This is a genomic window from Novosphingobium cyanobacteriorum (assembly GCF_029436685.1).
GTDB lineage: Bacteria > Pseudomonadota > Alphaproteobacteria > Sphingomonadales > Sphingomonadaceae > Novosphingobium > Novosphingobium cyanobacteriorum.
In genome coordinates this window covers 18657-43259 of the sequence record NZ_JAROCY010000011.1, presented here as the reverse complement: position 1 = coordinate 43259, position 24603 = coordinate 18657, and the positions used below count along the sequence as shown (strand labels likewise).

The window sequence follows — 24603 nt, the reverse complement described above, 5'->3', positions numbered from 1 at the left end:
GCAATGGGGGCTCACGCCAGAGTCGGTGCGCTGGGCCCGGGCCCTTGATTTTCCGACCAGCTCAAGTGTCCATCATGGGACCTGCGGACAACCCAAACCCTGCGCCGTCGGGAAGCGCTTTTGGCGTTGTGAGATGTGTCGAGAGCAAAGCCTCAGCCATCGCCAAGGGCTTGTCTGCATAGGCAGAAGAGCCATGGTCGACCGCTGCCGATGAGCATCACCTGCAAAAGATCTCATGGTCGCAATGTTGCGGTATCAATGCCGCCGCGTGGGGCGAGAGTTGACCCATTCAGACATCGCAATGGCGCGCCACCTCATCCGAGGCTGCCCGGCCTGTGCCGGTCGGCTTGGTGGCTTGTCAGAAGGGTTCGTTGAGCCTTGCCAAAGCGCCTTGCAACAGCCGGGCGAACTCTTCAGGCGGCCCGTGCTCAAGCTGGAGCTGGCCCATGCGCACACTGGTTTCGATCACATCGCGACAGCGCTCGAACCGGCGTTCCTCATAGGCGTCGAGGCCACCTTCGACCGTCTCTGCTCTCGCAATTTCCTCTGCCAGTGCAATCGCACTTTCTACGGCCATCCCTGCCCCTGAGGCGAGATGCGGCGTCGTGGCATGAACGGCATCGCCCACCAGAACAATGCGACCGTTTGACCACGGAGCGGGCTGCAGGGCGGCAGCCAAGGGGCGATAGTTGATCCAGTCCCCGCTCGTCATCGTCTCGCGGATCCAGCCGGCATGCCCGCCGAAGTCCGCCAGCAGCCCATGAAGCGTTGTAAACAGCTCTTCATCATTCATGAAGCTATCACGCTCGATGTGCGGCGTGAGCAGCCACATGTAGACCTTGTCGGCGGCACAAGCGGTGATCCCGCATGGGTTGGCGTGGCCAAGGAAGAACTCCGCGGCATTGAAGCCCGGCGGTCTGGCGATCGAAATGCGCCAGCAACCCTGCCCGGTGGGCCGTGCAGGAGCCATATGCGGAAACGCCAGCTCCCGAACGCGCGACGCCACGCTGTCGGCACCGATCACGAGATCGTAGTGACCGCGTGTGCCGTCTGACAAGGTGACGTCAACTCCGGTACCGGTGTTTTCGAGCACATCTACCGTCAGCCCGAGGCGCACGGGAATGGCAAGCTCGTGCACCCGCGCCTGCATGATCCGGTGCAGGACAGGCCGCATGATCCCGCCGGTGGCAGGCAGGCCTTCCTCGATCACGGGTTCCTCCAGATCCTGGAGGTGTGTGCCATCAAAGCGGAACAGGCGGGTCTTGTTGGTGATCGCACCTTGCTGCTTGATCGCATCGATCAGGCCGAGCCGGTGATAGGCGCGCAAGGTGGGGCCGGTGATGGTGATTCCGGCGCCATAGACCCGCCACTCCGGATCGAGATCAATAAGGTCCACCGCCACGCCGCGTTCCGCGAGGCTGATGGCGCTGGCCATGCCGGCGATGCCGCCGCCCACGACCAACGCCCGATTCATGTTGCTGATGCTCTGCGTGCTCATTCCGCTTTCCTGCTGAGACACCTCTGCAGACGCAAATCCGAACCGTGGATGGGACGCTATTGATATAATCGGAGGGACCTTGCGAAGCGCGTGGAGTATCGACCGCGGTGATGAAAGCCCAGAACAATGGGCTGAAGCGCCAATCAGTTGGGGAGGATTTCGATGCGCACGGCACTTCTTGTCACCACCGCCATGGCCGCGTTCTGGTTGGTCGAACCGGCTCATGCCGCAGACGAAGCCGCAGCGGCAGAGGGCGCATCTGGTCCGGAAGAAGGCATCTCCGAGATCATTGTTACAGCGCAGCGCCGCGTGGAATCGGCTCAGAAGGCAGCCATTGCCATCGATGCGGTGAAAGGTGATGACCTGATCCAGCGCGGGATCGGCAATGCATCTGATCTCACCAAGACAGTCCCGGCTCTGTCCGTTCCGGCTGCAGGCGGCAACACCGCCTCCATCTTCATCCGCGGCGTCGGAAATATCACCACCAGCAGCTACAATGATCCAGCAGTAACGCCGAGTTATGACGGCGTTGTGCTGGGTCGGGGCGCGGGCGTATTTGGCGCAGCGTTCTATGATCTAGCACGCGTTGAGGTACTGAAGGGGCCGCAGGGCATTCTCTATGGCCGCAATGCCACTGGCGGCGCGGTCAACATCATCCCTGCCCGGCCGGAAATCGGCAGGAACGGGATGGGTTTCAACCTCGGCTATGGCAACTACGATGCCGTCGATGTGGACGCGCATGTCAACCTTGCAACCAGTGCGACGACCGCCCTGCGCGTGTCAGCAGCCCACGCATCGCGCGATGGTTACAACAAGGACGGCACCGATGATCTCAAGCGCGATTCGCTGCGCGCGCAGTTTCTGATCGAACCCTCCAGTGATTTCTCGCTGCGGATCGGTGCGGACTATACCAAGCTGGGCGGCTACGGGGTTGGCGGGAACTACGTTGGCGGGTTCATCCCCGGCGCGACCTACACCTTCTTTCCCTCCGGCCTCGATGTGAGCGAAGGCTTCAACAGCGCGGCGAGCAATGCGTTTCGCAAGCAGAACCTCGGCGCGCCTGCGTTCGCCTTCCTGAGCGCCATGAACCGTTCGCAGAAGCTGGATACGACGTACTGGGGCGTCAACGCCGAACTCACCTGGAAGACCGGCCTCGGCACGCTGACCGTGATCCCGGCCTACCGCGAGAGCACGGACCATACCTTCTTTTACGGCCCGGCGTTCAACACCGCAAACACCAACGAGAAGGTCAAGCAGACCAGCCTCGAGGCGCGGCTCGCGGGTAAGGCCGGCATGTTCGACTACGTGGTCGGCGGATTCTATTTTGGTGAGAAGATCAAGGCCAACAACCAGTACAATCAGGAGTTCGTGCTCCCGATCGTGGCCTATGGCCACAAGACCGACAGCTACGCCGCCTTCGGCCAGCTGACCGCACATCTGGGTGAACGGGTCCGCCTTGTTGGCGGTGCGCGCTACACGCACGACAAGAAGTCGATCGATGGCCTGATCAACAACTTCATCACGTTCTGCGGCGGGCCGCCGCCGTTCCTGCTGACGCCGCCTGCATCATTCGGTGCCGGCTGCGCCACCCCTGGAAACATGCCCTACTATCCGAACTTCCTGAATACAGGCGATACGATCGGTTGGCTCAAATCCAACGGCTGGATCGCGCCGACGAGCAGTGACCAGCCAGGCTATCAGGTGTTCCCGCTGGTCAACGGCGTGGGCGCAATCCTCAAGACCTACAATCCGGTGGTGGACACCAAGTCGTTCTCGCGCGTCACGTGGAAGGCTTCGGCCGAGTTCGACCTGTCGCCGACCAGCCTGCTCTATGCGACGGCGGAATCGGGCTATCGCGCGGGCGGTCTGCAGATGACCGAGAGCAAGACCACCTACAAGCCCGAGTTCATCACGGCCTACACGGTCGGCTCAAAGAACCGCTTCCTCAACAATCGCCTGCAGGTGAATGTCGAAGCATTCTGGTGGAAGTATCGCGATCAGCAGATCACCTACTTCACCGTCGACACCAGCGGCACGCTGATCAGCTCGAACGAGAACGCCGGTCGCGCAACGATCAAGGGGGCGGACATCGACATTCTCGCCAAGCCCTTCTCCGGCACCACGCTGAACGGCAAGGTGCAGTACCTCGACGCTGTGTACAACGACCTGCACCTCTTCACCGCTGCTCCGCGCGACAACTTCGGCTGCCCGTTCACTTTCACCGGCGCGACGGCAGGCGGTGCGCCGGTCAAGGATTTCAACTGCTCGGGCAATCCGCTGCTGTTCAGCCCGAAGTGGACGGTGAACCTTGGCGCCGAGCAAGTTGTGCCGCTCGGCAGCAAGCTGGAACTGGTGGCCAACGTCAACACAGCCTGGCGCGATACCCAGTGGGGCGCGTTCGAGTACCTCGATTTCGAAAGGATCCCCGCTTATTGGACTACCGATGCAGCGCTAACCTTGCGCCAACCCGATGGGCAATGGTCGCTGACCGGCTATATCCGCAACATCGAAAACAAGCGCCGCAACCTGGCGCCGCAGGCCTCGCCGCTGGGCGTTGCGGTGGGCCACTACAGCGCACCGCAGACCTATGGCCTGCGTCTTTCCGCGACGTTCTGAGGGACAGCTTGCGATGACAATCGTGGTGACTGGCGCTGGCGGCTTCATCGGGCGAATGCTCGTCGGGCAATTGATTGGCGCCGGTCACACCGTGGTGGGGATAGATACGGCGGCGGGCGGCATTCCTGATGGGGCGCGCGCCGTTGTCGGGGATCTGGGCGAACCGGCGGTGCGCGCGGCCGCGCTGGCGGATGGGTGCGATGCGCTCGTCCATCTCGCAACCGTGCCAGGCGGGGCGGCAGAAGCCGACCCGGCCGCATCGCGCCGTATCAACGTCGATGCAATGTACGATCTGCTGCTGGAGGCTGCGGCAGCAGGCCAGCGGCCACGTGTCGTCTATGCCAGCTCGATCGCTGTGTTCGGTGATCCCCTGCCAGCGCATGTGGATGATGCGACCCCGCTTTCGCCAAAGATGATTTATGGCGGACACAAGGCAATGATGGAGGACGTGGTTGCGATGTTCTCCAATCGCGGACTTGTCGACGGTGTAACGGTGCGACTGCCGGGCATTCTCGCGCGGCCCCAGGGGCCCTCAGGCATGAAATCGGCGTTCATGAGCGATCTGTTTCACGCGCTGAAGGCTGGACAATCGTTTACATGCCCGGTTTCGGCTGGGGCGACGATCTGGGCCCAATCGGTGACGCGCTGTGCCGCCAACTTCGTCCATGCCCTGGCACTCGATAGCGGGCTGCTGCCGCCCACCCGGGCGGTGACGCTCCCTGCGCTTCGCCTGACCATGGGCGACCTCGCCGCTGAGATCGCCCGGCAGTGCGGCATGAGGGCAGATCTTGTGACTTACGCGCCCGATGCCGCGCTCGAAGCCGCCTTCGGAGCGCAGCCGCCGCTGGAAACCCCCGCCGCGTTTCGCGCCGGTTTTTCACATGACGGGGACGTCGCCCGTCTTGTCACCAGCGCGCTCGCGGCGATCTGATCGCGGCCCAAAAACAGCACGCGGGAGATGGCAATGCGATTTCAGAGGCTTGATCTCAATCTGCTCGTGGCGCTTGACGCGCTGCTGACCGAACGCAGCGTGAGCCTGGCGGCGGAGCGGCTGTGCCTTTCGCAGTCTGCCACGTCGAGCGCGCTCGGTCGCCTGCGCGACTATTTCGGTGACGAGCTGATGGTGGTGCGCGGGCGCAACATGGTGCTGACCGCGCGGGCGCAAGAACTGATCGAACCGGTCCGGGCCGTGCTCGCACAGATCAGTTCGACGATCGCGGTCGCACCGGATTTCGATCCCCTCACCTCGGACCGCCAGATCCGGATCATGGCCTCGGACTATGCCACCGAAGTCCTGCTGGCGGATGTGCTGCGTGACATGACGGCCGCGGCCCCCCTCATGCGCTTCGAGATCCAGCCGATGCTCGATCAGCCGGTCGAGGCACTTGATCGCAACATGATCGACCTGCTGCTGACAATCGACACTTCGCTCGGCCCCGATCACCCCTCGCGCATCCTGTTCGAGGATGATCACGTCGTTGTAGGCTGGGATCAGAATCCGGCGATGCACGAGCCGATGACGCGCGATCTCTACTTCAGCCTCAGCCATGTCACTTCACGCTTCGGCAAGACCCGCGTTCCCGCTTTCGAAGACAACTTCATGTGCCGGATGAAGCAGCAACGGCAAGTTGACGTCATCGCGCCGTCGTTCCTGTCCGTGCCGGGTCTGGTTGCGGGAACCAACCGCATCGCCACGATGCACCGCCGCCTTGCCCGCCATTTCGCCAGGTTCGGTCCGCTGGTGATCCGTGAACTGCCTTTCTTCGTGCCACCGATCCGCGAAGCGGTGCAGTGGCACATCGCCAGCAACAATGATGCATGCCTGCGTTGGGTGATGGAGCGCATCGCGCTGGTCGCCTCGGAATCCAACGAGCGGCTGAAAACCGAAAACTCCCCGACCGTGGTCGCGTTCGACCCGGCCAGGCGAGCCGACCTCCTTTAGGGAAATCAGGACACATGCAGGTAGACTCACACGTGATGCTGCGCAACTGCTGGCAATTGGCAGCCTGGGCCGACGAGGTCGCCCCGGGCGGCATGCTTGCGCGCCGGATAGCCGGGGAACATCTCCTTCTTGTCCGCTCCGCTGCGGGCGAAGTCCATGCCATGGCCGATACCTGCCCGCACAGGCTCGTGCCGCTATCGCGCGGCACCTGCGCTCAAGATACGGTGACCTGCGGCTATCACGGCCTGCGCTTCGCGCTGAACGGTCAGTGCGTCGAAAATCCCCACGGTCCCCTATCCTCCGCACTCAATGTCCGCACGTTTTCCTGCATCGAGCGTCATGCTGCTCTGTGGGTCTGGCTTGGCACGCAGCCTGCCGATCCGGCGCGCATCCCCGACTACAGCTTCATCGATCGCACCGCACCCGAGGCCCGGGTCAAGGGCTACCTGCATTCAGCCTGCGACTACCGCCTGCTGGTAGACAACATCATGGACCTGACTCACGCCGACTATCTTCATGCGGAACTGCTTGGCGGTGGGATAAACACCCGCGCCAAGGCAGAGGTCGAACAGGTGGGCGATGCCATTTCCATCACTTGGACCGCTGAGGATGACATGCTGGCCCCGCTCCACGCACAGGCCCTCGGCACGCCTGATGGACGCGGGGATCTCTACAACCGTGTGCTGTGGGAGGCCCCCGGAAACATGGTCCAACGCATCATGCTGGCACTGCCGGGACAGATGGAGACCGCGCCGGTCGACAGCATGACCTGCCACGTCATGACCCCCGAAACGGCGACAAGCAGCCACTACTTCTTCTGCCACACCTCGGATGCGGTGAGCGCCGATCCCGGCATTGCGCCGTTCGTACTCAGCAGTTTGCTGCATGCCTTTGCCAACGAGGACAAGCCCATGCTTGAAGCCCAATCCGGACGGATCGGTGGACAGGACTTCTGGTCGCTACGCCCCGCGCTCCTGCCATCGGACAAGGGCAACGTGCTGGTGCGCCGCGCGCTTGACCGGCTTATCGCCACCGAACGTGCGGCCGCAGCATGACCAGCGACGCAACCCGCTTCGATGGCAAAGTGGCAATCATTACCGGCGGCGCGGGCGGAATTGGGGCCGCCACTGCGCGGCTCATCACCGCACGCGGCGGGCGCGTTGCCATTGCCGATATCGCGTTTGATCGTGCCGAGGCGCTCGCCGCCGAACTGCACGGTGCCATTGCCATCGCGCTCGATCTGGAAAGCGAGACGTCGACCGAGGCGATGATCACGCAGACGGTGCAGCATTTCGGGCGGCTCGATGTGCTGCACAACAACGCAGCGCTGCTCTCCCCGGAAATTGCGCAGCATGACGGCGATATCGAGCACATGGACACCGCGCTGTGGGACCGCACGTTCGCGGTGAACGTGCGCGGCACGATGATCGCCTGCCGCGCAGCCTTGCCGCACCTCAAGGCCACGCGCGGCAATATCGTCAACACTGTCAGCAACCTCGCACTTCAAGGTCACCTGATCCAGGCTGCCTACAGCAGTTCGAAGGCGGCGATCATCCAGCTGACCCGCGCGATTGCCGCCAGCCACGGCAAGGCGGGCGTGCGCTGCAATGCCGTGGCCCCCGGCATGACGATGACTCCGGCGCTACGCGAAGCGTTCCCGGCCGCGCTGCAGCAGGTTGTGGAGGATGAAACGCTGCGCGACCAGCTCGGCGATCCCGAAGACATAGCAGAGGCTGCCGCCTTCCTCGCGTCTGACGCAGCGCGCAACGTGACTGGCCAAGTCCTTGTCTGCGATGGCGGATCGGCCAGCCACGTGCCGGGCCTCACCGGCTTCCGCGCTTTCGTTTCCGGAGAACACTGAGCATGGGCCAATACGACGTCGTTGTGATGGGCGCGGGCCATAACGGCCTGACCGCCGCCGCCTATATGGCCAAGGCGGGCAAGAAGGTGCTCGTGCTCGAAGCCAAGCCCTTCTACGGCGGCGGCGTTTCCACGCGCGAGCTGATCCGGCCCGGTTTCTGGCACGACGAACACTCGAACGTCCACATCATGATCCAGGGCAACCCCCTGCTGCGTGACGACGAACTGGGCCTCCTTTCCAAGTTCGGGCTCGAATACATCTACCCCGATCTCGTGCATGTCAGCATCTGGGAGGACGGCACGGTCATCCGCAGCTACAAGGACCTTGATCGGACCTGCGAAGAACTCGCACGCGTGACCTCTGAGAAGGACGCCGAGGCCTATCGCAAGTTCGTGAAGATGAGCCAGACGGCGTTGCCGATGCTGATGAGCGGGATGTACAGCCCGCCCTTCCCGCTTGGCGCCTTCGTGGCGATGATGGACCAGTCCGACGAAGGCCGCTTCCTGCTTGATCTGATGCAGCGCACCGCGCTCGATATTGTCGATGCCTATTTCGACAGCGACCTTCTCAAGGTCCACATCGTGCGGATGGTCACCGAAAACCTGCAGATGCCCGATGAGCTCGGCACCGGCATGGGCGCGTTCGTGATGCCGGGGATCGTGCACACGTTCGGCTGCTCCATGCCAAAAGGCGGTTCCGGACAGCTTAGCCACGCGCTCGTTCGCGCGATCGAGCATTTCGGTGGCGAAGTGCGCGTCAATGCGCCCGTAAAGCGCGTGCTGGTTTCCTCAGGCAAGGCGGTCGGCCTCGAACTCGAGGACGGCGAACAGATCATGGCGCGGGAAGGCGTGATCGGGCAGATCCACCCGCACAAGCTGCGCCAGTTCGTTGGCGAAACACCCGAACCCGTGTTGGCGCGGGCCGAGCGTGTCACCCAGTCCACCTTCTCGATCAATCTCACGCATTTGGCGCTCAAGGAGCAGCTGCGGCTCAAGGCCGGCAATGATTGCAACGCGATGATGACCGAGCTGATGGACTTCTACACCGTGCGCGACATGTGCCTGGAGTACGACAAGCTCCGCCGCGGCGAAGTCTCGCACCGGCTGATCGCGGGCGGCGACAACACGATCTCCGACCCCAGCCGCGCCCCCCAGGGCGCGGGCGTGTTCTACGGGGTCAATTTCGCGCCCTACAACCTCTACCCGCATGGTCCCTCCAGCTGGGACGCCGCCAAGGAAGAGCACGCCGACCGCGCGCTGGAGCAATATCGCAAGTTCTTCGTCAACCTGGGTGACGACAACATCCTCGGTCGCAAGGTCTGCTCGCCGCTCGATCATGAACGTGGGAGCCCCAACAGCATGGTGGAAGGCGATGCGCATGGCTGTGCGCCGTTCTTCTACCAGTCGGCAGGACATCGCCCGACCGCCGATCTCGGCAGCTTCCGCGTTCCGGGGGTGGAGGGACTCTACCTCACCGGCCCGTTCATGCATCCGGGCGGCGGCGTATTCGGCGCCGGGCGCGCGACGGCGATCCAGATGATGGATGACATGGGCCTCGATTACGACAAGGTCTGCGGGAGGGCTGTGTGATGACCCAGCGACGCAAAGTGCCCAGCGCCACGATCCTCGATGCGCAGGGCAATGAGTTGATGGCCGTGCGCAAGATCGAACAGGATGGCAATACGCTGGTCATCCGCGGCAAGATCTTCGGCGCGATGCCGATGGTTGCGCGGCTTACCCCGGCCGAGGCCCGTGCAGCGCTCAAGTTGCTGGATTTGCGCACGATCCTGTTCCTGCTGACGTTGCCGTTCCGCAAGTGATCCGGCCCAATCGCTGCCATGGATAGGTAACGACCGAAAACATGGGTTTCCGCCCGGCGGTCCGCTGCGGCATACCTTCGTTTGAATGGAATTCGGGAGAAGTCATGTCCGTTCTTGGCGTTGAGAGCGTTGTTTTCGGCGTGGCCGATCTGGCCGAGCACACCCGGTTCTGGGCCGATTTCGGCCTGACCCTGGAGCATGGCGACGAGCGCGAGTCCGTCTTCCGCCTGCCCTCCGGCAGCACGGTGATCCTCCTGCGCCACGGCGACGAGCGCCTGCCCTCGCCCGATCCTTTCGCGGGTGACGGAGTCAAGGAAACCATCTGGGGCGTCGATACCGCGGCCAGTCTGGACAGGATCGCCGCCAGCCTCGCCACGGAAGTCGCCATCACGCAGGCAGCAGACGGCACCGTGCGCTGCGTCTGCCCCGATGGTCAGCCGATTGCGCTGCGCGTGTGGAACAAGCGCCCAGTCGTTTCCGAAGCAAGCCCGGTCAACACGCCAGCGCAATGGCCGCGTTTCAACCAACACCGTATCTGGCGCGCACGCGCGATCCCGAAAACGATCAACCACGTCGTGTTCTTCAGCCCCGACTATGTGGGCAGCTTCGAGTTCTACGAGCGGCACCTGGGCTTCCGCTACGTCGACCACTCCAAGGGCACCGGCATCTTCGCGCGCGCTGACGGCACTTACGAGCACCACTCGATCTTCTGGGTCAACTGCGACCTGCCGATCGCGCCCGATCACTTCAAGTTCATGCACATCGCCTTCGGCATGGATGATATCGATGAAGTCATGCTCGGCGCCAACATCATGGACAACAAGGGCTGGAAAAACACCACCATGAACACCAGCGGCGGTATCTCACGCCACCGCATTTCCAGCGCGATCTACTATTATTGCGAGATCCCCGGCCACGCGGGCGAGGCGGAATACCACGCCGATACCGACTATGTGGACGACAGCTGGGTACCCCGCGCGTGGGATTTCAAATTCGGCTCGCTGCTGTGGTCCCACAACGCGCCGGCAATTTTCCGCGCACCGAACATTCCGTGGGACATGACCTTCGATGCTGACCGCCAGAGCTTTGAACCGTATCGAAAGAGCACGCCGGGAAAGCAGCAGCTCAGCGGCGCGCTTGCCGAGTTGACACCCGACGACGAACACGCCCTCTGATAGGGGCTGCAGCCGAGATGACCGGCCTACGAGATCACCGTCTGGAGGTGGATCACCGTGGGCGCTTCGATAAAGTACGGGCCGGCCAGGGCGCGCCATTGCTGAAATCCGGGAGACGCACGAAAATCCACCATGTGTGCTTCAACGCTCTCCCACCCGACGACCAGCTGATAGCAAGCCGGATGCTCTATCACCCGTTTCAGACTGAACGAGACAAAGCCCTTTGCTGCTTCGAAATGCGGGCGGGCACGGGCGACAGCCGCCTCGAATTCGGCGGCGCGCGCCGGGTCGATGGTGATTGATGCGATCTCCTGGATCATGCAGATCTCCTCATAGCTTGGAATTGCCGGCGTCCCATCGCATCGTCAGTTCGATGCCGCTGCCGATGGGAAGCAGAACCGTCTGCAGGTCGGCCTTGGCGCGAACGGCTTCGCGATAGGCTCGTACCTTGAGACGGTCGTGCTCCGGTTCGATCATGTTGTCAGCAGCAATCACGCCTTCGTCCGAGAGCTTGGGATAGAATGCCTCGAAGCAGGGAAGGTAAAGCTCCTTCCAGATATCGAGCAGCACGAAGTCAAATGGCCCGGTCTCCGCGGCAAGCAATGCTGGCGCATCGCCGCAGCGCAGGTCCACCACATCGGCGAGACCAGCTTCCTGCAGCCGGGCGCGCGCGAAGGCCTGCTTGTAGTCGGCCAGTTCCATCGAAATCACCCGCGCGCCAACCGCGCGCGCCGCATCGGCAAGGATCATCGTGGAATAGCCATAGCTCGTACCCAGTTCGAGGATCACCCGCGGTCGGCGCGCCAGCACCAGCGCATGGAGCACTGCGCCAACATCCTCGCCGATGGGGAGCAGGAACTCATCACGCAGGGCAAAACCGGCAGGCCCCAATTCGCGCATCCGAGCCTGATCGGCCACCTCGCGTTGCCGATACGTCTCGAACACTGCGGTGACGCAAGGATCGGTGAAATTCATGGGTTCGCTTCCTCGACAAACTCGATCAGGTTGCCGGCACAGTCGCGGATGAAGCAGCCATTGCCAAACGCTTCCCGCACCACAAAGGCCACATCCGCACCCTTCTGTTCCATCTCGGTCAGAAACGATTCCAGATCATCGACCTGGAAGGCGACATGCTTGTTTCCGTGGGTCTGCAGATCGCGCGGGGGATGGCGGCGATCCTCGGGCAAGCACGCCGCGCCTTCCACCTCGAACAGTTCGAAGCGCAGCGGCCCCTTGCGCACCATCGCGGTGTGGCTGCGCGCCGCCTCGATATAGAAGCGCTTCTCCAGCTCGAAGCCGAGCACATCGCCATACCAGGTGATGGCTTCATCGAGGCTGGGCACTGAGACGCCGCCGTGGTGAAACGAGAAGTCAGCCACTGGCAGCTGCCTCGCGCGCGATCAGGCTTTCCATCAATCGCCTTGCCCGGGTGCCACCATGGTCGATACCCGGCGAAAGAGGCTTTTCGGCCCAGAAGTCTTCCCCCCGCGCATGGGTACACGCAGCCTCGATCTTCCGCAGGTACAAGGATATGCGCCTGAGGGGCCTCAAAACCCGCGTTACGGCCAACTCCATGGGGAGTAACGCCGACTTTGGCCCGAAGACCCGGCGCACCAGACCAGCCTCGCCGGTCTCGTCCGCCCAACCGGCCCTGCCCCAGCATGTGCGCAGATACCGATCCATCGCCCTCACCCCATCTCTGCAAATGTCTCGGCACACCAGTCTGCGATGTAGTCGCGCATCCCGGTGCCGTTGTCTGCGCCGCAATGTTCCACTTCGAAATCAGACGTCGTGAACATGCGCAGGGTGCGCTTGGGGCTGTTCACCGCCTGATCGTAGCTCATCTGCGCGTTGAACGCGGGGATCTGGCGGTCGTTCTCGCCGTGGGTGATCAGGAACGGGACGCGGATTTTCTCCACCTGACCATCAAGCGTGATCTGGTCCGCGTAGTTGAGGAAAGCATCGCGGTCATCAAAACCGAACACCCACATCACGTGGTCCCAATAATGCGGCACCGGGTTTTCACCCTCGCTTAGCACCCGCTGGCGCTGGCGCTGTCCCCACACATGGTTCGCGCCCATCACGGCACAGAGCGCATAGCGCGGATCGCTGGCGGCGATGCGCGGCGCGTGGTAGCCACCGAACGAAAGCCCGAAGATGCCGATCCTGCCGGGGATCACGTCGGCGCGTGTCAGCAGATAGTCGAGCGCGGGACTCCCCCAGCGCTCCGCATCATAGACCGCCGGCAGGCTGCGCAGCCGGATCGCCTCGCCCGTGCCCGGCTGGTCGAGGAACAAGGTGTTCATCCCGCGCTCCAGATTGGCGAGGCCATGGCCCGCCATGTTGACCTGCTCCTTCATCGAATCGAGCCCGTTGACCGAGACCAGCGTGGGGCGCGGCGTGCCCGATCCGTCGTGGACAAAGATCGCGGTATAGGCGCTGCCTTCGTAGGGGATCTCGACCTTTTCGACGTGCAGACCGCGCAGCGCGCAACCCTTGTGGTAGAGTTCCAGACCCCTGGCATAGGCCTCCCAGCGCGGTGCGTAGTCACGGCTCTGCATCCGCTCGGCCGCAAGGTAATAGCCCGAGGCGCGCAGGTACTTGGTCCCGGCCGAGAGCCGATAGCCCGCGGCCTCGTCCGCCGCGCCGTTGGCCGCGACCTGATCGGCAACGCGCACCCAGCTGTCGAACATCAGCGCAGACCCGGCGTCCGCCCCGGCCTTGGCTGCCTCGATGATCGGCCGATTGGCCGCATCGATCTCGCCGTGGTTGCCGCCGCACACCAGCGCGAGGTTGGTGGCGAGGTTCCAGACATAGTTTCCGGGAAACGGTTCGAACATCGGCAGGACTTTCCTCAGGCAGGGATGAATTCAACCGGCAACGCGTCGATCGCATGCAGCGTGTTGTTGAGGCGACGCCGCGCGGGTGCGGCCTCGCGGATGTCAGCGACGCGCGGGATCATGGCGCCAATCACGGCCTCGGCTTCCATTCGCGCGACCATCTGACCCAGGCACTGGTGAATGCCGAAACCGAAGCCAACGTGGCCGCTTGCCTGGCGGGTCACGTCAAAGCGGTCCGGATCGTTCCAGTGGCGTGGATCGCGGTTGGCAGCGGCGAGGAACAGCAGAACCTTCGAGCCTTCGGGTATGCCCACCCCGGCCACGTCAACATCGCGCGCGGTGGTGCGGAAGAAGGTCTGCACCGTGCCGCCCCATCGCAGCGATTCCTCCACGGCGCGCTTCACCAGCGTGGGATCGGCGCGCAGCCGCTGCCATTCGGCAGGAAACCGCGCGAACGCGTGGATGGCGGTGGCGATCCCGTTGACCGTGGTATCGACCCCGGCGGTCAGGAACGAGCGGACAAGCCGTTCGGCCTCCGCATGGCTGCATTCACCCCGGTCCGCCGCTTCATAGACCTGCGCCCCCCACCCGCCGGGGCGCAAATGCTCGCGCCGGCAGCTTTCGGCCACCCAGGCCGTCGCCGCCTGCGCCCTGTCCATGGCTTCGGCAAGCAGGGCGTTGCGCGGGCCAAAGGCGTTGAAGGCCACCGTGCCATAGGGAATGAGGTGTTCTCGCCCATCCTCGCGCAGGCCGATGAGATCGGGAAACACCGAAAGGGGAAACGCCTCGGCCACTGCTGGCACGGCATCGAACGGCCCGCACCCCACCAGGCCTGCCACCAGGTCCTCGGCCTTGGCCTGCCATTCCGGCATGACCTTGCGCAGCGATGCCAGCGAGGCGACGCGGTTCATCAGGCCGCGGGTGCGGTCGTGGACCGGCGGATCGGTTTCCAGAAGCAGCGAGGGCGGCCGCCATGGTTCCTCGCGGTTGAAATCGGCCAGTCCCACGCCCCGCCCGGACAAGAAGGTTTCGAAGTCCTTGAGCGCGGCCTGAACCTCAGCATGACGCGCCATCGCGAAGCATCCGATGCGTGGCAGGAACACCACTGGCCCGGCATCTCGCACAGCGGCGTGATGGGCGAAAGGATCGGCAAGCACTGCAGGATCGAACGGATCAAAGTCGAGCGAGATCATCATCACATCACTCCGCCGTCCAGCCGCCATCAACGATGAGGCTGGTTCCGGTCATCAATTGCGAGGCATCAGAGGCGAGGAACACCGCCGCGCCCATCAGATCTTCCACCGTGCCCAGCCGGCCGAGCTTGATTTTCGCAAGCACGCTGGCCTTGAAGTCCGGGTCTTCGAAGAACGGCCTGGTCATCGGCGTTTCGATGAACGTGGGCGCGATGGTGTTGCTGCGGATGCCATGGGGTGCAAGATCGAGCGCAAAGGCCTTGTTCATGCCCTCAAGCGCCCACTTGCTGGCACAATAGAGCGAGCGGTTCGGCCCGCCGACATGGCCCATCTGGCTGCCGATATGGATCAGGCTACCGCATATCCCATCGGCGATCATGGCTTTCACGCAGGCCTGCGCCACGAAGAATGCCGATTTCACATTGAGCCAGAACACCGCGTCAAAATCCGCCTCGGTTACGTCCCAGAGCGGCTTGGGCCGGTTGGTCCCTGCGTTGTTGACCAGAACGTGAAAGGCCGGACGCGCGGCGAAAAAGGCTTGGGCCGCTGCAAGGTCCGACACGTCGAGCAACGCGGCCAGAGCCTTGCCGCCCGCCGCGCGGATCGACTCTGCTCCGGCCTCGATTTCCGCTGCCGTGCGCGCTGCCAGTGTCACTTCCGCGCCCGCCTCGGCCAGCGCCGCAGCCAGGGCCAGGCCGATGCCCCGTCCCGCGCCCGTCACCAGCGCACGGCGGCCATCGAGCCGGAAGCCGGGCGTGCGCGGCAGGCTCATGCGCGGGTCAGTTCGCTCGGTTCGGCCTGCCCGGCATAGGGCACATTGCGCCCGCCATAGCGCCGCACGCGGATGTTGGCCTGCTCGCCATGTCCGGCAAAGCCTTCCAGTGCGCAAAGGCGGCTGCAATATTCGCCGACCAGCGTTGAAGCCTCATTCGTCAGCACCCGCTGATAGGTGCAGGTCTTGAGGAATTTGCCGACCCAGAGACCGCCAGTGTAGCGCGCGGCTTTCTTCGTCGGCAGGGTATGGTTGGTGCCGATCACCTTGTCGCCAAAGGAGACATTGGTGCGCGCGCCAAGGAACAGAGCACCGTAATTCGTCATGTTCTCAAGGAAGTAATCGGGATCGCCGGTCATCACCTGCACGTGTTCGCTGGCAATATCGTCGGCGATGCGCACCATTTCCTCGTAGCTTTCCGCCACGATGACTTCGCCATAGGCATCCCACGCCTTGCGCGCGTGGTCTGCGGTGGGCAGGATCTGCAACAGGCGCTCGATCTCGGCCATGGTTTGGCGGGCGAGCTTCTCCGAATTGGTGAGCAATACGCCGGGGCTATCGGGCCCGTGCTCGACCTGGCCCAGAATGTCGGTCGCAGCGAGTTCAGCATCGCAGCCCGCTTCATCGGCAATGATCAGTGTCTCGGTCGGCCCGGCGAACAGATCGATGCCGACGCGGCCAAAAAGCTGGCGCTTCGCCTCCGCGACATAGGCGTTGCCCGGACCCACGAGGATATCGACCGGGTCGATCGTCTGCGTGCCGAGCGCCATCGCGCCGATCGCCTGAATCCCGCCCAGCGCATAGATTGCATCCGCGCCAGCCATCGCCTGCGCCGCAACAATGGCGCGGGCGATCTTGCCCTGAAACGGCGGTGCGCAGGTGATCACGCGCTTCACGCCCGCGACCTTGGCGGTGATCACGCTCATGTGCGCGCTGGCAAGCAGCGGGTATTTGCCGCCCGGCACATAGCAGCCAGCGGCGTTGATCGGCACGTTCCTGTGCCCCAGCACGACGCCAGGCATCGTTTCGACTTCCACGTCCTGCATGCTCGCACGCTGGATCTGCGCAAAGTTCCGCACCTGCGTCTGCGCGAATTCGATGTCCTTGCGCTCTTGCGGGGTCAGGCTCTCGACCGCGGCGTCGATCTCGCCCTGCGAAAGGCGGTAGTCCTCACGGTCCCAGCCATCGAAGCGGATGCTCATCTCACGCACCGCAGCATCGCCGCGTGCCTGGATATCAACGAGCGCCGCCTCGACGATATCACGCACCTTGCGATCCGCATCGGCCTTCGCCTGCGCCGCCATGCCGCGCTTCAGCCAGATGGCCATGAACTCTCCCACGATTGCCCTGATTGAACTGCTCCTTGCCAGCCGAGCCGCAGGTGGACCAACGCATTGCGTCGATGGTTTCCTATCGATCCGAACACGTTGTCCGCCCCCGCCAAGCCCAGTAGGAAACCGGCTTGCATTGCAAGGAGAGAGAAGAAGTCATGCGTCTCGCAACGCTTCGGGATGGGTCGCCCGATGGCCGGCTCGTGGTTGTATCGCCCGACGGCGGTTCGTGCGCGCCCGCGCCCTATCCCACCTTGCAGTCCGCGCTGGAGAACTGGGCAAACGCCGCGCCGCAGCTTGCCGCAGTCACCACGTTTCCCGATGCACTCGATCCCGAAGCGATCATCGCTCCCCTGCCGCGCGCGTGGCAGTGGCTCGATGGCTCGGCCTACCAGAGCCACGGCGACCTGATGAATGCTGTTCTGGGCATCGCCAAGCCCGAGACCGACCTGCCGCTGATGTATCAGGGCACCTCGGACAAGTTCTATGGCCCGGGCGACGATGTTAAGTTTCCCGATGAGGCGCTCGGCATCGATTTCGAGGGCGAGTTCGGGGTGATCGTCGATGCCGTGCCCATGGGGGTCAAGCCAGAACAGGCGCTCGGCCACATCAAGCTCATCGTCCAGATCAACGACTGGTCGCTGCGCACGCTGGCGGGGCCGGAGATGAAAACCGGCTTTGGCTGGATCCAGGCCAAGCCGCCGTGCAGCATGGCCGCCTTTGCGATCACGCCGGACGAGCTGGGCAATGACTGGCGCAATGGCCGAGTCTGTCTGACGCTGAAAGTCGATTGGAACGACCGGCAATTCGGTGCTGCGAACGGTGAGCCGATGGGCTTCGGCTTCCACGAACTTGTCGCCCATGCCGCGCGCACGCGCGATCTGGTGGCGGGCACGGTGATCGGCTCGGGCACGGTCTCCAACGCCGATTTCCGGGAGGTCGGCTCCTCCTGCATTGCCGAACGGCGCGGGATCGAAGTGATCGACGAAGGTGCCCCGCGCACCGAATTCATGCGCTTCGGCGATACGGTGCGGATGGTCGCGGTGGACGCCGCAGGCCGTGCGCCCTTCGGCATGATCGAGCAGAAGGTGGTCAAGGCATGAGCGATATCTTTTCCGATTCCGGTCTCCCGCCGGTCCAGCGTGTCGTCACCGGCCATGACGCGCAGGGCCGCGCCGTGTTCAGGTCCGAGGACGTCACCCCCACCCGGATGATCCCTTCGGGCGATGCCGCATTTCTCCTGATCTGGACCACCGCGACCGTCCCTGCCGACAACAACGACGAGACCGACGGCCGCCACCGCGAGGCGGGCCTCACGCTCAACGGCGGCTCGGTGATCCGGGTGGTCGACATGCTGCCGGGCAAGGAAAGCCCGATGCACCGCACCAACTCGATCGACTATGGCATTGTGCTGGAAGGCGAAATCGAGCTGGAACTGGATGACGGCGCAAAGCGCACCGTGCGGCAGGGCGGCATTATCGTTCAGCGCGGCACCAACCACTTGTGGCGCAACACCACCGACAAGGTCTGCCGCATCGCTTTCATCCTGATCGAGGCCCCGGCCTATCTCCACGACGGTGCGCCACTTCCGGAAGACAAGCCGGATCACAAGCTCTAGCATCGGGGGCGTGCCTATCCGGAGAGCCAGTCGAATGTTCCAGCACGCATTGCGTCACGCCCTCAAACTCGGCCCTGACGTTGTGGTAATGCCGCCCGCCAAGGCATTGCCCTTGAAATGACCGGGCTGTTCGACCTTTCAGGCAAGGGGGCCATTGTCACCGGATCGACCCGGGGTATTGGCCGCGCCATCGCCGAGGCGCTGATCGCCAGCGGGGCACAGGTGGTCATCTCGAGCGAGGATGCCGCTGACACGGCGCGCGTCGCCGCCGAACTCGGTATGCCCGGCGTGCCTTGCGACGTGACTGACCATGCCGCACTTGAACGACTCGTGGGCGAAGGCGAAGCAGCGCTCGGCGGGCTCGACGTGCTTGTCGGCAATGCAGGGATCACGGGTCAGCCCGGCCCATTCGCCGATCTCGACATGACAGACTACGCGCGCGTGATGTCCATCAACCTCACCGCGCAGATCGTGCTGTGCAATCATGCCCTCCCACGCATCGCAAGGCGAGGCGGTGGCGCTGCGGTGCTCATTTCCAGCCTGTCGGGCCTGCGCGGCAATGGCCGGATCAATGCCTATGCGCTGAGCAAGGCGGGGGTGGCGCAGCTGGCGCGCAATCTCGCAGTCGAATGGGGCCCGCAGAATGTGCGTGTCAACGCGATCTCGCCCGGCTTCATAGCCACCGAGCTATCAAAGCCACTGCTCGAAAACGCTGATTTCATGGCCCACCGCATGGCAATGACTCCGCTGCGCCGGCCCGGCACGCCTGCCGAAGTTGCGGGTGCGGCCGTGTTCCTCGCGTCCAGTGCCGGTGCATTCGTCACCGGACACAATCTGGTCGTCGATGGCGGGACGCTGATCACCGACGGCAGCTGATCACCAGGCTGTAGCGCCGCCATCGACCGCGAGATCAGCGCCCGTGACGAAGCGTGCCTCGTCCGAGGCAAGCCACACCGCGCACCAGGCAATGTCGTCGGGATCGCCCAGCATCTTGAGCATGTTCTTCTCCAGAACCCGCCCGGCAAACGCGGGGTCCACTTCCAGATGGCGCGTCGTCGCGGCAGTCTGGATAAAGCCCGGCGCAATCGTGTTCGCGCGGATGCCGTGGGGCGCGCCTTCCATCGCAAGCTGGCGCGTCATCGCCAGCACCCCGCCCTTGCCCGCGCAGTGCGCCAGTGCGGGCGAACCCGCAAGCGCATGACGCGCATTGGCCGAGGCGAAGTTGATCACGCTCGCCTTCGCGCTGGCCTTCAGCCACGGCCATGCCGCCCGCGTCGGCAGGAACACGATATCGAGCTCACCCTGCAAGGTCCGACGCCAGTCGGCGTAGGACAGGGTCTCGATCCAGTCGAACACCGCAAATGCAGCAGCATTCACCAACACGTCGATCCTGCCGTGCTCTGCCCCGATGGCCGCAAACCTTGCCGCCACTGCCGCTTCATCAAGCAAGTCACACGGGTGCCCGGTTCCCACCAGATCAAGGGCGATGACCACCGCGCCTGCCTCGGCGAACCGTTCCGCACAGGCCTGCCCGATGCCGTTGCCGGCCCCGGTGACCACCGCTACCTTGCCCGCAAGCCGCCCGGTCATGCCCGCCTGCCTCCCAGCATTGGCCCGATCAGCACGGCGCAGGCTCCAAAAGCCGCGGCCGCCGCCAGAAATGTGAATGCCCCCATGATCCCTCCCATGATCTTGCCCGCCGTGGTGACGACGATCGGGCTCAGGAATTGTCCAAATGCGAATGCGGATTACCAGAGGCCTGTGCCGCGTCCCCGATATTCGAAGCTCAGGACGCTCATCGACCATACCAGCAAGGTTGGAAGCAGCATTCCCGCACCAAGCTGATTTATGAAGCAGCCCATCAGAAAACCGTTCACCGACGCGGTTTGCCCCATCAGCGCAAAACCCACCGCCAGCATCAGGAACTCCGCAACCAGCAATCGGGCCAACTGCGCACCGCCAATGCGCGAATAGAGCAGGGTGCCCAGCGGCACGCCGATGCTGGCGATGGAGGTGAGGAAGCCGATCCTCGAAGGGCTTGTCAGGCCAAGCGCCACCAGCCCGCTCGATGCCTGGATCTGCACAGTGTAGAAGAATACCGAGCCATAGACGGTGATCGCCGCGATCAGCGCTGTCATCGCCCAAGGGAAGCCATGCCAACTCCGGGAAGGCACGGCTCGCTCTGTCTGTGCTGCCGCGTCATCAGGTGCCGGTTCCCACGTGTATGCCAGTACCAGTCCGAACATCGCCAACGCGGACAGGTAAACCCAGAATGGTGCCCGCCAGCCGCCCTCGCCCAGAAAGCCGCCAATATTGAAGAACAGAAGCGCCGACATCGAGGCGAACGCGGTCTGGCCAGCAAGCCAGCGATCACGTGCTGCGCCGCCGTAGTAGTCGCCGATCATCGTTGTGGACACCACATAGATCAAAGCCTCGGCGACGCCGACACCCACACGCGAGACCAGGATTTCCGGCAGTGTATGGAGAAAGACGGGCGCGACCCCAACCACTGCATAAACTGCAAGAGCGATGAGCAGCAGCGTGCGCCTCCCGAAACAATCTGCAAGTATCCCGGCGAACGGGCACAGCAGCGCCACGCAAAGCGAAGGCACCGTCACGATCATCGGCACCCAGTATTCGTGTGCTGGCACGTCGGCGAATGCCTGCATCATCTGCGGCACGACTGGCGCCAACAGAACTATCGCCATGGTTGTCAGCGTTATGGGTAGCAGCAAGGCTGTCCCGGTCCGCCAATCGGGGATGCGGCGAACCGCCATATCTGCGCTGTGCCTCCCCAATGATCACCGCAGCACGCGCTGCAATGGCTCAGACGCCCGGGTTAACCCGGATCAAGCGATGAGCCTTGTTGCGGTTCGCAGATTTTTGAGCGCCTGACCAATTCATTGCATACGATCGTAGCAATCGATGCCATCAAATTCCCGAGTTGCTGTGCTGGTGCAGATTGATGATCTGATGCAGACCAGACGGAAAGATCCGCATCCCCAGATCACAAAGCCACACCTTCCCTGCGGGGGCGATGACGCCTGCGCCATTCGGCTTATTGCCCGCCTGTCCGCTGCGCCCCAAGCCGCCTTGATGCCGGTTGCGGATGGAGGGATTGGCGCGTGCGATTTTCATTCCTGATCAGGTCATTTGCCGCGCTTGCCGCTGCCCTTTGCGGGCCGGTCGCGCATGCCGAAATGCGTGTGCTGCCCATCAACGATCACCTCGTCGCCTTCTATGACGGGCGCCCCGCCGAAGCGAGCGTGGACCAGTCGAAGGCGACCTGGGCGGATCACGGCGCGAACTATGTCGGCGTCGCCACCTATGCCGTGTTCAGCGGCGATGCCGCGCTGGTCTATGATGCGTTCCCCAGCACCGCGCAGGCGCAATGGGTGCGCGACTGGCTGACGCGCAAGGGCGTGCGCCACTTCGTGCTGGCCAACAGCCACTGGCATCTCGATCACGTGGGCGGCAACGCCGTGTATGCCGACAGCACGATCATGGCGACCGAGAAGACCCGGCAGAACCTGATCGCCAATCGCGCCGCGATCGAATCCGGCGCCTATTCCGGCCCACCGGCGGTGAAGCCGCTTGTGGTGCCCGGTGTGGGCCTGCTCGCGCCCGCCACCGTCACCATCGGCAAGGTGACCGTGGAACTGCGCCCGGTGAATATCCATTCGGCCGACGGCCTCGTGCTGTTCCTGCCCGGCGATCGCCTGCTGCTGGCGGGAGACACGCTGGAGGACACGCTGACCTTCGTGGCCGAGCCCGAAAGCCTGGGCGAACAATACCGCAACCTGGCGGCGATGAAGACCTGGGGCTTCGACCATATCCTGCCCAACCATGGCAATCCCGCCGTGATCGCCAAGGGCGGATACACCCCGGCGCTGATCGACATGACCCGCACCTATATCCGTCGCCTGGCCGAACACGCGCGCGATGCCGACATCCTGGCCCAGCCGATCGAACGCTTCCTGCCCGAGGCACTGGCGGACGGGACCGTCAGCCTGTGGTGGGCCTATCGCGAAGCGCACGGCGAGAACCTCGCCAAGGTCTCGGGCTATTACAAGGACCACCCCCTTCCCGATTTCGGCCCGGAAAAGTGACCGCAGACCAGCGTCGAGCCCCCTCCCCGCTGCGACTGGGCCGCGCCTACAGCGCAGCAAGTCTCGCTCCCCTCCCCCGCGGGGAGGGGTTGGGGGTGGGGGTTCGACGCTCCCGGATTCTTACAACACCTTTCGACCGAATATTTCGCTCTCGCGCACCGGCTTGGTTAGTTTCGGGTAATCTTTGCCTGCTATGCCCGTGAACGGCATGGAAAAGACCACCTCTCTCGTCCGCCCCGTCCGCACGATCGGGCTCCCGCTTCTCGCCATCGCCGCGCTGGCGCTCGGCGGTTGTGGCGATTCCGGCAAGACGGCGGAGCTGGAACAGCGCCTCGTTGCGGTGGAGGCCAAGGCCGATTCTGCCGAAAAGCGCGCCAAGGCGGCCGAATCCTTTGCCCAGCGCGGGGCGCCGCAGCCCTTCCCCGCCGAAGATGCCAATGTCGGTCCACCGGAAGTGGACCAGGACGCCGCCTCCGTCACCGACGACAGCGCCAACGATCCCTCGTTCGACAACGATCTCGATCCCCCGCCCGCGCCGGAAGTCCACAGCAACGACGGCTGATCCGGTCACGCCAATCTGGCCATCTGCGCCGGTCCGCCCTATCAGGGCGCAGATCCATCGCCCGCGCCGGAGCCTGCATGACCGAGACCGTCTATGTCCTCAACGGACCCAACCTCAACCTGCTCGGCACGCGCGAGCCGGAGATCTATGGCGCCGACACGCTGGACGACATCGCCGGTATGCTGGAAGACCGCGCCCGCGAACTTGGCCTGGAAATCGACATGCGGCAGTCCAACCACGAAGGCCATCTGGTCGACTGGCTGCACGAGGCGCAGGCGGAAGGGGTCAGGGCCGTGCTGCTCAACGCCGGCGCCTATACCCACACAAGCGTGGCGCTGCATGACGCGATCAAGGCGATCCGCACCCCGGTGATCGAGGTTCACCTCTCCAACCCGCACAAGCGCGAAGACTTCCGCCACCACTCCTATGTCGGCATGGCCGCCAAGGGCACCGTGGCCGGCTTCGGTGCGACCAGCTACCTCGTCGCGCTCGAAGCGGCCGCGCGGCTATAGTTTCGCGCAGAGACCGCAAAGGTCGCAGAGAGAGAGAGATAAAGCCTGCGGAGCAGCCGCCTTCACTCTCTCTTCTCTCTGCGGTCTCTGCGCGAACCAATTTCTCTCTTCGCGTCTTTGCGCGAAACAATTTCAACCATCGAGCGGGGCCGGAATCCCCGTTTTCCACCATCCGCGCCCGCAAAGCCTTGCAAGCGCGCCGCCTTGCGGGCATGGGCCGCTGCTTGAACCCCAATTACCCCGCGCGAGGATAACGAATGACGCAGGATCGCGGCGCGAAGAGCGAAGGAATGGCCATCGACAGCGCACTGGTGCGCGAACTGGCCGAACTGCTGGCCGATACCGGCCTCAGCGAGATCGAGGTCGAGGACGGCACGCGCAAGATCCGCGTGGCCCGCACCCTCACCGCTGCGGCCGCGCCGGTCACGTATGCCGCCGCGCCTGCCCAGGCTGCTCCGGCTCCGGCCGCTGCGCCCGCCGCCGCCGCGCCTGCCGCTCCGGCCGATAACCTCGCCGGTGCGGTCAAATCGCCCATGGTCGGCACCGCCTATCTTTCGCCCGAACCCGGCGCCAATAACTTCATCAGCGTGGGCCAGAGCGTGAAGGCGGGCGAAACCCTGCTGATCGTGGAAGCGATGAAGGTGATGAACGCGATCACCGCGCCTTCCGCCGGCACGGTCAAGGCCATCCTGGTCGAAAACGCGCAGCCGGTCGAATTCGACCAGCCGCTCGTCGTCATCGCCTGAGGCCGCACG

Annotated in this window: 27 protein-coding genes; 15 read left to right on the top strand and 12 right to left on the bottom strand. The window is 63.9% G+C overall.

The window, feature by feature from the left end; translation table 11 throughout:
- Positions 1 to 358: 358 nt before the first annotated feature.
- Complete coding sequence (locus POM99_RS12515; protein ID WP_277278301.1) at positions 359 to 1498, bottom strand: FAD-dependent monooxygenase; 1140 nt, start codon at positions 1496 to 1498, stop codon at positions 359 to 361.
- A gap of 162 nt (positions 1499 to 1660) precedes the next feature.
- Between POM99_RS12515 and POM99_RS12510 the strand changes: the two genes are divergently transcribed.
- The 8 genes from POM99_RS12510 to POM99_RS12475 all read left to right on the top strand — a co-directional run bounded on the left by POM99_RS12510 (position 1661) and on the right by POM99_RS12475 (position 10911).
- A complete protein-coding gene (locus POM99_RS12510) occupies positions 1661 to 4114 on the top strand; it encodes a TonB-dependent receptor (protein ID WP_277278299.1) in 2454 nt (817 codons plus the stop codon).
- A 13-nt stretch (positions 4115 to 4127) separates the two neighbouring features.
- On the top strand, positions 4128 to 5045 hold the full coding sequence (locus POM99_RS12505; RefSeq protein ID WP_277278296.1) for an NAD-dependent epimerase/dehydratase family protein: 918 nt from the start codon (positions 4128 to 4130) through the stop codon (positions 5043 to 5045).
- Positions 5046 to 5078: 33 nt separating this feature from the next.
- A complete protein-coding gene (locus POM99_RS12500) occupies positions 5079 to 6056 on the top strand; it encodes a LysR family transcriptional regulator (protein ID WP_277278294.1) in 978 nt (325 codons plus the stop codon).
- Between the two features lie 14 nt (positions 6057 to 6070).
- On the top strand, positions 6071 to 7111 hold the full coding sequence (locus tag POM99_RS12495) for a Rieske 2Fe-2S domain-containing protein (protein WP_277278292.1): 1041 nt from the start codon (positions 6071 to 6073) through the stop codon (positions 7109 to 7111).
- Positions 7108 to 7917 carry an SDR family NAD(P)-dependent oxidoreductase gene (locus POM99_RS12490; RefSeq protein WP_277278290.1) on the top strand — a complete coding sequence of 270 codons (810 nt, stop codon included), beginning with the start codon at positions 7108 to 7110 and terminating at the stop codon, positions 7915 to 7917. Before POM99_RS12495 ends, POM99_RS12490 begins: the two co-directional genes overlap by 4 nt.
- Positions 7918 to 7919: 2 nt before the next feature.
- Entirely contained in the window at positions 7920 to 9506 is a 1587-nt protein-coding gene (locus tag POM99_RS12485; protein WP_277278288.1) for a phytoene desaturase family protein, read from the top strand.
- On the top strand, positions 9506 to 9736 hold the full coding sequence (locus POM99_RS12480; RefSeq protein ID WP_277278286.1) for a hypothetical protein: 231 nt from the start codon (positions 9506 to 9508) through the stop codon (positions 9734 to 9736). The genes POM99_RS12485 and POM99_RS12480 overlap by 1 nt, the downstream gene beginning before the upstream one ends.
- Before the next feature lie 140 nt (positions 9737 to 9876).
- Positions 9877 to 10911: a VOC family protein gene (locus POM99_RS12475; RefSeq protein ID WP_277278284.1), complete on the top strand. Its 1035-nt coding sequence runs from the start codon at positions 9877 to 9879 to the stop codon at positions 10909 to 10911.
- A gap of 26 nt (positions 10912 to 10937) precedes the next feature.
- On the opposite strand, the gene POM99_RS12470 is transcribed toward POM99_RS12475, so the two are convergent.
- The 8 genes from POM99_RS12470 to hisD all read right to left on the bottom strand — a co-directional run bounded on the left by POM99_RS12470 (position 10938) and on the right by hisD (position 17044).
- Positions 10938 to 11231 (bottom strand): antibiotic biosynthesis monooxygenase family protein, encoded by a 294-nt coding sequence (locus POM99_RS12470; RefSeq protein ID WP_277278282.1) that lies wholly within the window; start codon positions 11229 to 11231, stop codon positions 10938 to 10940.
- Positions 11232 to 11241: 10 nt separating this feature from the next.
- Positions 11242 to 11886, bottom strand: a complete 645-nt coding sequence (locus tag POM99_RS12465) for an O-methyltransferase (protein ID WP_277278280.1) — start codon at positions 11884 to 11886, stop codon at positions 11242 to 11244.
- Positions 11883 to 12290 (bottom strand): VOC family protein, encoded by a 408-nt coding sequence (locus POM99_RS12460; protein WP_277278278.1) that lies wholly within the window; start codon positions 12288 to 12290, stop codon positions 11883 to 11885. Before POM99_RS12460 ends, POM99_RS12465 begins: the two co-directional genes overlap by 4 nt.
- Positions 12283 to 12438 (bottom strand): hypothetical protein, encoded by a 156-nt coding sequence (locus POM99_RS12455; RefSeq protein WP_277278276.1) that lies wholly within the window; start codon positions 12436 to 12438, stop codon positions 12283 to 12285. The genes POM99_RS12460 and POM99_RS12455 overlap by 8 nt, the downstream gene beginning before the upstream one ends.
- A gap of 161 nt (positions 12439 to 12599) precedes the next feature.
- Positions 12600 to 13751 (bottom strand): alpha/beta hydrolase, encoded by a 1152-nt coding sequence (locus POM99_RS12450; protein ID WP_277278274.1) that lies wholly within the window; start codon positions 13749 to 13751, stop codon positions 12600 to 12602.
- A gap of 14 nt (positions 13752 to 13765) precedes the next feature.
- Positions 13766 to 14947: a cytochrome P450 gene (locus POM99_RS12445; protein ID WP_277278272.1), complete on the bottom strand. Its 1182-nt coding sequence runs from the start codon at positions 14945 to 14947 to the stop codon at positions 13766 to 13768.
- A gap of 4 nt (positions 14948 to 14951) precedes the next feature.
- Positions 14952 to 15716 (bottom strand): SDR family NAD(P)-dependent oxidoreductase, encoded by a 765-nt coding sequence (locus POM99_RS12440; RefSeq protein ID WP_277278270.1) that lies wholly within the window; start codon positions 15714 to 15716, stop codon positions 14952 to 14954.
- A complete protein-coding gene (gene hisD / locus POM99_RS12435; protein WP_277278268.1) occupies positions 15713 to 17044 on the bottom strand; it encodes a histidinol dehydrogenase in 1332 nt (443 codons plus the stop codon). The genes POM99_RS12440 and hisD overlap by 4 nt, the downstream gene beginning before the upstream one ends.
- Before the next feature lie 161 nt (positions 17045 to 17205).
- Between hisD and POM99_RS12430 the strand changes: the two genes are divergently transcribed.
- From POM99_RS12430 to POM99_RS12420, 3 genes are all read left to right on the top strand, one after another.
- Entirely contained in the window at positions 17206 to 18150 is a 945-nt protein-coding gene (locus POM99_RS12430) for a fumarylacetoacetate hydrolase family protein (RefSeq protein ID WP_277278266.1), read from the top strand.
- Positions 18147 to 18665: a cupin domain-containing protein gene (locus tag POM99_RS12425; RefSeq protein ID WP_277278264.1), complete on the top strand. Its 519-nt coding sequence runs from the start codon at positions 18147 to 18149 to the stop codon at positions 18663 to 18665. The genes POM99_RS12430 and POM99_RS12425 overlap by 4 nt, the downstream gene beginning before the upstream one ends.
- Before the next feature lie 117 nt (positions 18666 to 18782).
- Positions 18783 to 19541 carry an SDR family NAD(P)-dependent oxidoreductase gene (locus POM99_RS12420; protein ID WP_277278262.1) on the top strand — a complete coding sequence of 253 codons (759 nt, stop codon included), beginning with the start codon at positions 18783 to 18785 and terminating at the stop codon, positions 19539 to 19541.
- On the opposite strand, the gene POM99_RS12415 is transcribed toward POM99_RS12420, so the two are convergent.
- The 3 genes from POM99_RS12415 to POM99_RS12405 all read right to left on the bottom strand — a co-directional run bounded on the left by POM99_RS12415 (position 19542) and on the right by POM99_RS12405 (position 21803).
- On the bottom strand, positions 19542 to 20255 hold the full coding sequence (locus POM99_RS12415; RefSeq protein ID WP_277278260.1) for an SDR family NAD(P)-dependent oxidoreductase: 714 nt from the start codon (positions 20253 to 20255) through the stop codon (positions 19542 to 19544).
- 158 nt (positions 20256 to 20413) lie between these two features.
- A complete protein-coding gene (locus POM99_RS12410) occupies positions 20414 to 21373 on the bottom strand; it encodes an MFS transporter (RefSeq protein WP_277278258.1) in 960 nt (319 codons plus the stop codon).
- 223 nt (positions 21374 to 21596) lie between these two features.
- Positions 21597 to 21803 carry a hypothetical protein gene (locus tag POM99_RS12405; RefSeq protein ID WP_277278257.1) on the bottom strand — a complete coding sequence of 69 codons (207 nt, stop codon included), beginning with the start codon at positions 21801 to 21803 and terminating at the stop codon, positions 21597 to 21599.
- 62 nt (positions 21804 to 21865) lie between these two features.
- Here POM99_RS12405 and POM99_RS12400 point away from each other — a divergent pair, with 62 nt between their 5' ends.
- The 4 genes from POM99_RS12400 (at position 21866) to accB (ending at position 24594) form a co-directional block, all read left to right on the top strand.
- Positions 21866 to 22774, top strand: a complete 909-nt coding sequence (locus POM99_RS12400) for an MBL fold metallo-hydrolase (RefSeq protein ID WP_277278255.1) — start codon at positions 21866 to 21868, stop codon at positions 22772 to 22774.
- Positions 22775 to 22982: 208 nt separating this feature from the next.
- Positions 22983 to 23336, top strand: a complete 354-nt coding sequence (locus tag POM99_RS12395) for a hypothetical protein (protein WP_277278253.1) — start codon at positions 22983 to 22985, stop codon at positions 23334 to 23336.
- Positions 23337 to 23413: 77 nt separating this feature from the next.
- Complete coding sequence (gene aroQ / locus POM99_RS12390) at positions 23414 to 23848, top strand: type II 3-dehydroquinate dehydratase (RefSeq protein ID WP_277278251.1); 435 nt, start codon at positions 23414 to 23416, stop codon at positions 23846 to 23848.
- 257 nt (positions 23849 to 24105) lie between these two features.
- A complete protein-coding gene (accB, locus tag POM99_RS12385; protein ID WP_277278248.1) occupies positions 24106 to 24594 on the top strand; it encodes an acetyl-CoA carboxylase biotin carboxyl carrier protein in 489 nt (162 codons plus the stop codon).
- The last annotated feature ends 9 nt before the right edge of the window (positions 24595 to 24603 follow it).

What these genes read in the sequence shown, in the direction of transcription:
- POM99_RS12515 (WP_277278301.1), bottom strand. Translation starts at nt 1,498, where the DNA reads ATGAGCACGCAGAGCATCAGCAACATGAATCGGGCGTTGGTCGTGGGC.
- POM99_RS12510 (WP_277278299.1), top strand. Translation starts at nt 1,661, where the DNA reads ATGCGCACGGCACTTCTTGTCACCACCGCCATGGCCGCGTTCTGGTTG.
- POM99_RS12505 (WP_277278296.1), top strand. Translation starts at nt 4,128, where the DNA reads ATGACAATCGTGGTGACTGGCGCTGGCGGCTTCATCGGGCGAATGCTC.
- POM99_RS12500 (WP_277278294.1), top strand. Translation starts at nt 5,079, where the DNA reads ATGCGATTTCAGAGGCTTGATCTCAATCTGCTCGTGGCGCTTGACGCG.
- POM99_RS12495 (WP_277278292.1), top strand. Translation starts at nt 6,071, where the DNA reads ATGCAGGTAGACTCACACGTGATGCTGCGCAACTGCTGGCAATTGGCA.
- POM99_RS12490 (WP_277278290.1), top strand. Translation starts at nt 7,108, where the DNA reads ATGACCAGCGACGCAACCCGCTTCGATGGCAAAGTGGCAATCATTACC.
- POM99_RS12485 (WP_277278288.1), top strand. Translation starts at nt 7,920, where the DNA reads ATGGGCCAATACGACGTCGTTGTGATGGGCGCGGGCCATAACGGCCTG.
- POM99_RS12480 (WP_277278286.1), top strand. Translation starts at nt 9,506, where the DNA reads ATGACCCAGCGACGCAAAGTGCCCAGCGCCACGATCCTCGATGCGCAG.
- POM99_RS12470 (WP_277278282.1), bottom strand. Translation starts at nt 11,231, where the DNA reads ATGATCCAGGAGATCGCATCAATCACCATCGACCCGGCGCGCGCCGCC.
- POM99_RS12465 (WP_277278280.1), bottom strand. Translation starts at nt 11,886, where the DNA reads ATGAATTTCACCGATCCTTGCGTCACCGCAGTGTTCGAGACGTATCGG.
- POM99_RS12450 (WP_277278274.1), bottom strand. Translation starts at nt 13,751, where the DNA reads ATGTTCGAACCGTTTCCCGGAAACTATGTCTGGAACCTCGCCACCAAC.
- POM99_RS12445 (WP_277278272.1), bottom strand. Translation starts at nt 14,947, where the DNA reads ATGATGATCTCGCTCGACTTTGATCCGTTCGATCCTGCAGTGCTTGCC.
- POM99_RS12440 (WP_277278270.1), bottom strand. Translation starts at nt 15,716, where the DNA reads ATGAGCCTGCCGCGCACGCCCGGCTTCCGGCTCGATGGCCGCCGTGCG.
- hisD (WP_277278268.1), bottom strand. Translation starts at nt 17,044, where the DNA reads ATGGCCATCTGGCTGAAGCGCGGCATGGCGGCGCAGGCGAAGGCCGAT.
- POM99_RS12430 (WP_277278266.1), top strand. Translation starts at nt 17,206, where the DNA reads ATGCGTCTCGCAACGCTTCGGGATGGGTCGCCCGATGGCCGGCTCGTG.
- POM99_RS12425 (WP_277278264.1), top strand. Translation starts at nt 18,147, where the DNA reads ATGAGCGATATCTTTTCCGATTCCGGTCTCCCGCCGGTCCAGCGTGTC.
- POM99_RS12420 (WP_277278262.1), top strand. Translation starts at nt 18,783, where the DNA reads ATGACCGGGCTGTTCGACCTTTCAGGCAAGGGGGCCATTGTCACCGGA.
- POM99_RS12415 (WP_277278260.1), bottom strand. Translation starts at nt 20,255, where the DNA reads ATGACCGGGCGGCTTGCGGGCAAGGTAGCGGTGGTCACCGGGGCCGGC.
- POM99_RS12410 (WP_277278258.1), bottom strand. Translation starts at nt 21,373, where the DNA reads ATGGCGATAGTTCTGTTGGCGCCAGTCGTGCCGCAGATGATGCAGGCA.
- POM99_RS12405 (WP_277278257.1), bottom strand. Translation starts at nt 21,803, where the DNA reads ATGAAAATCGCACGCGCCAATCCCTCCATCCGCAACCGGCATCAAGGC.
- POM99_RS12400 (WP_277278255.1), top strand. Translation starts at nt 21,866, where the DNA reads ATGCGTGTGCTGCCCATCAACGATCACCTCGTCGCCTTCTATGACGGG.
- POM99_RS12395 (WP_277278253.1), top strand. Translation starts at nt 22,983, where the DNA reads ATGGAAAAGACCACCTCTCTCGTCCGCCCCGTCCGCACGATCGGGCTC.
- aroQ (WP_277278251.1), top strand. Translation starts at nt 23,414, where the DNA reads ATGACCGAGACCGTCTATGTCCTCAACGGACCCAACCTCAACCTGCTC.
- accB (WP_277278248.1), top strand. Translation starts at nt 24,106, where the DNA reads ATGACGCAGGATCGCGGCGCGAAGAGCGAAGGAATGGCCATCGACAGC.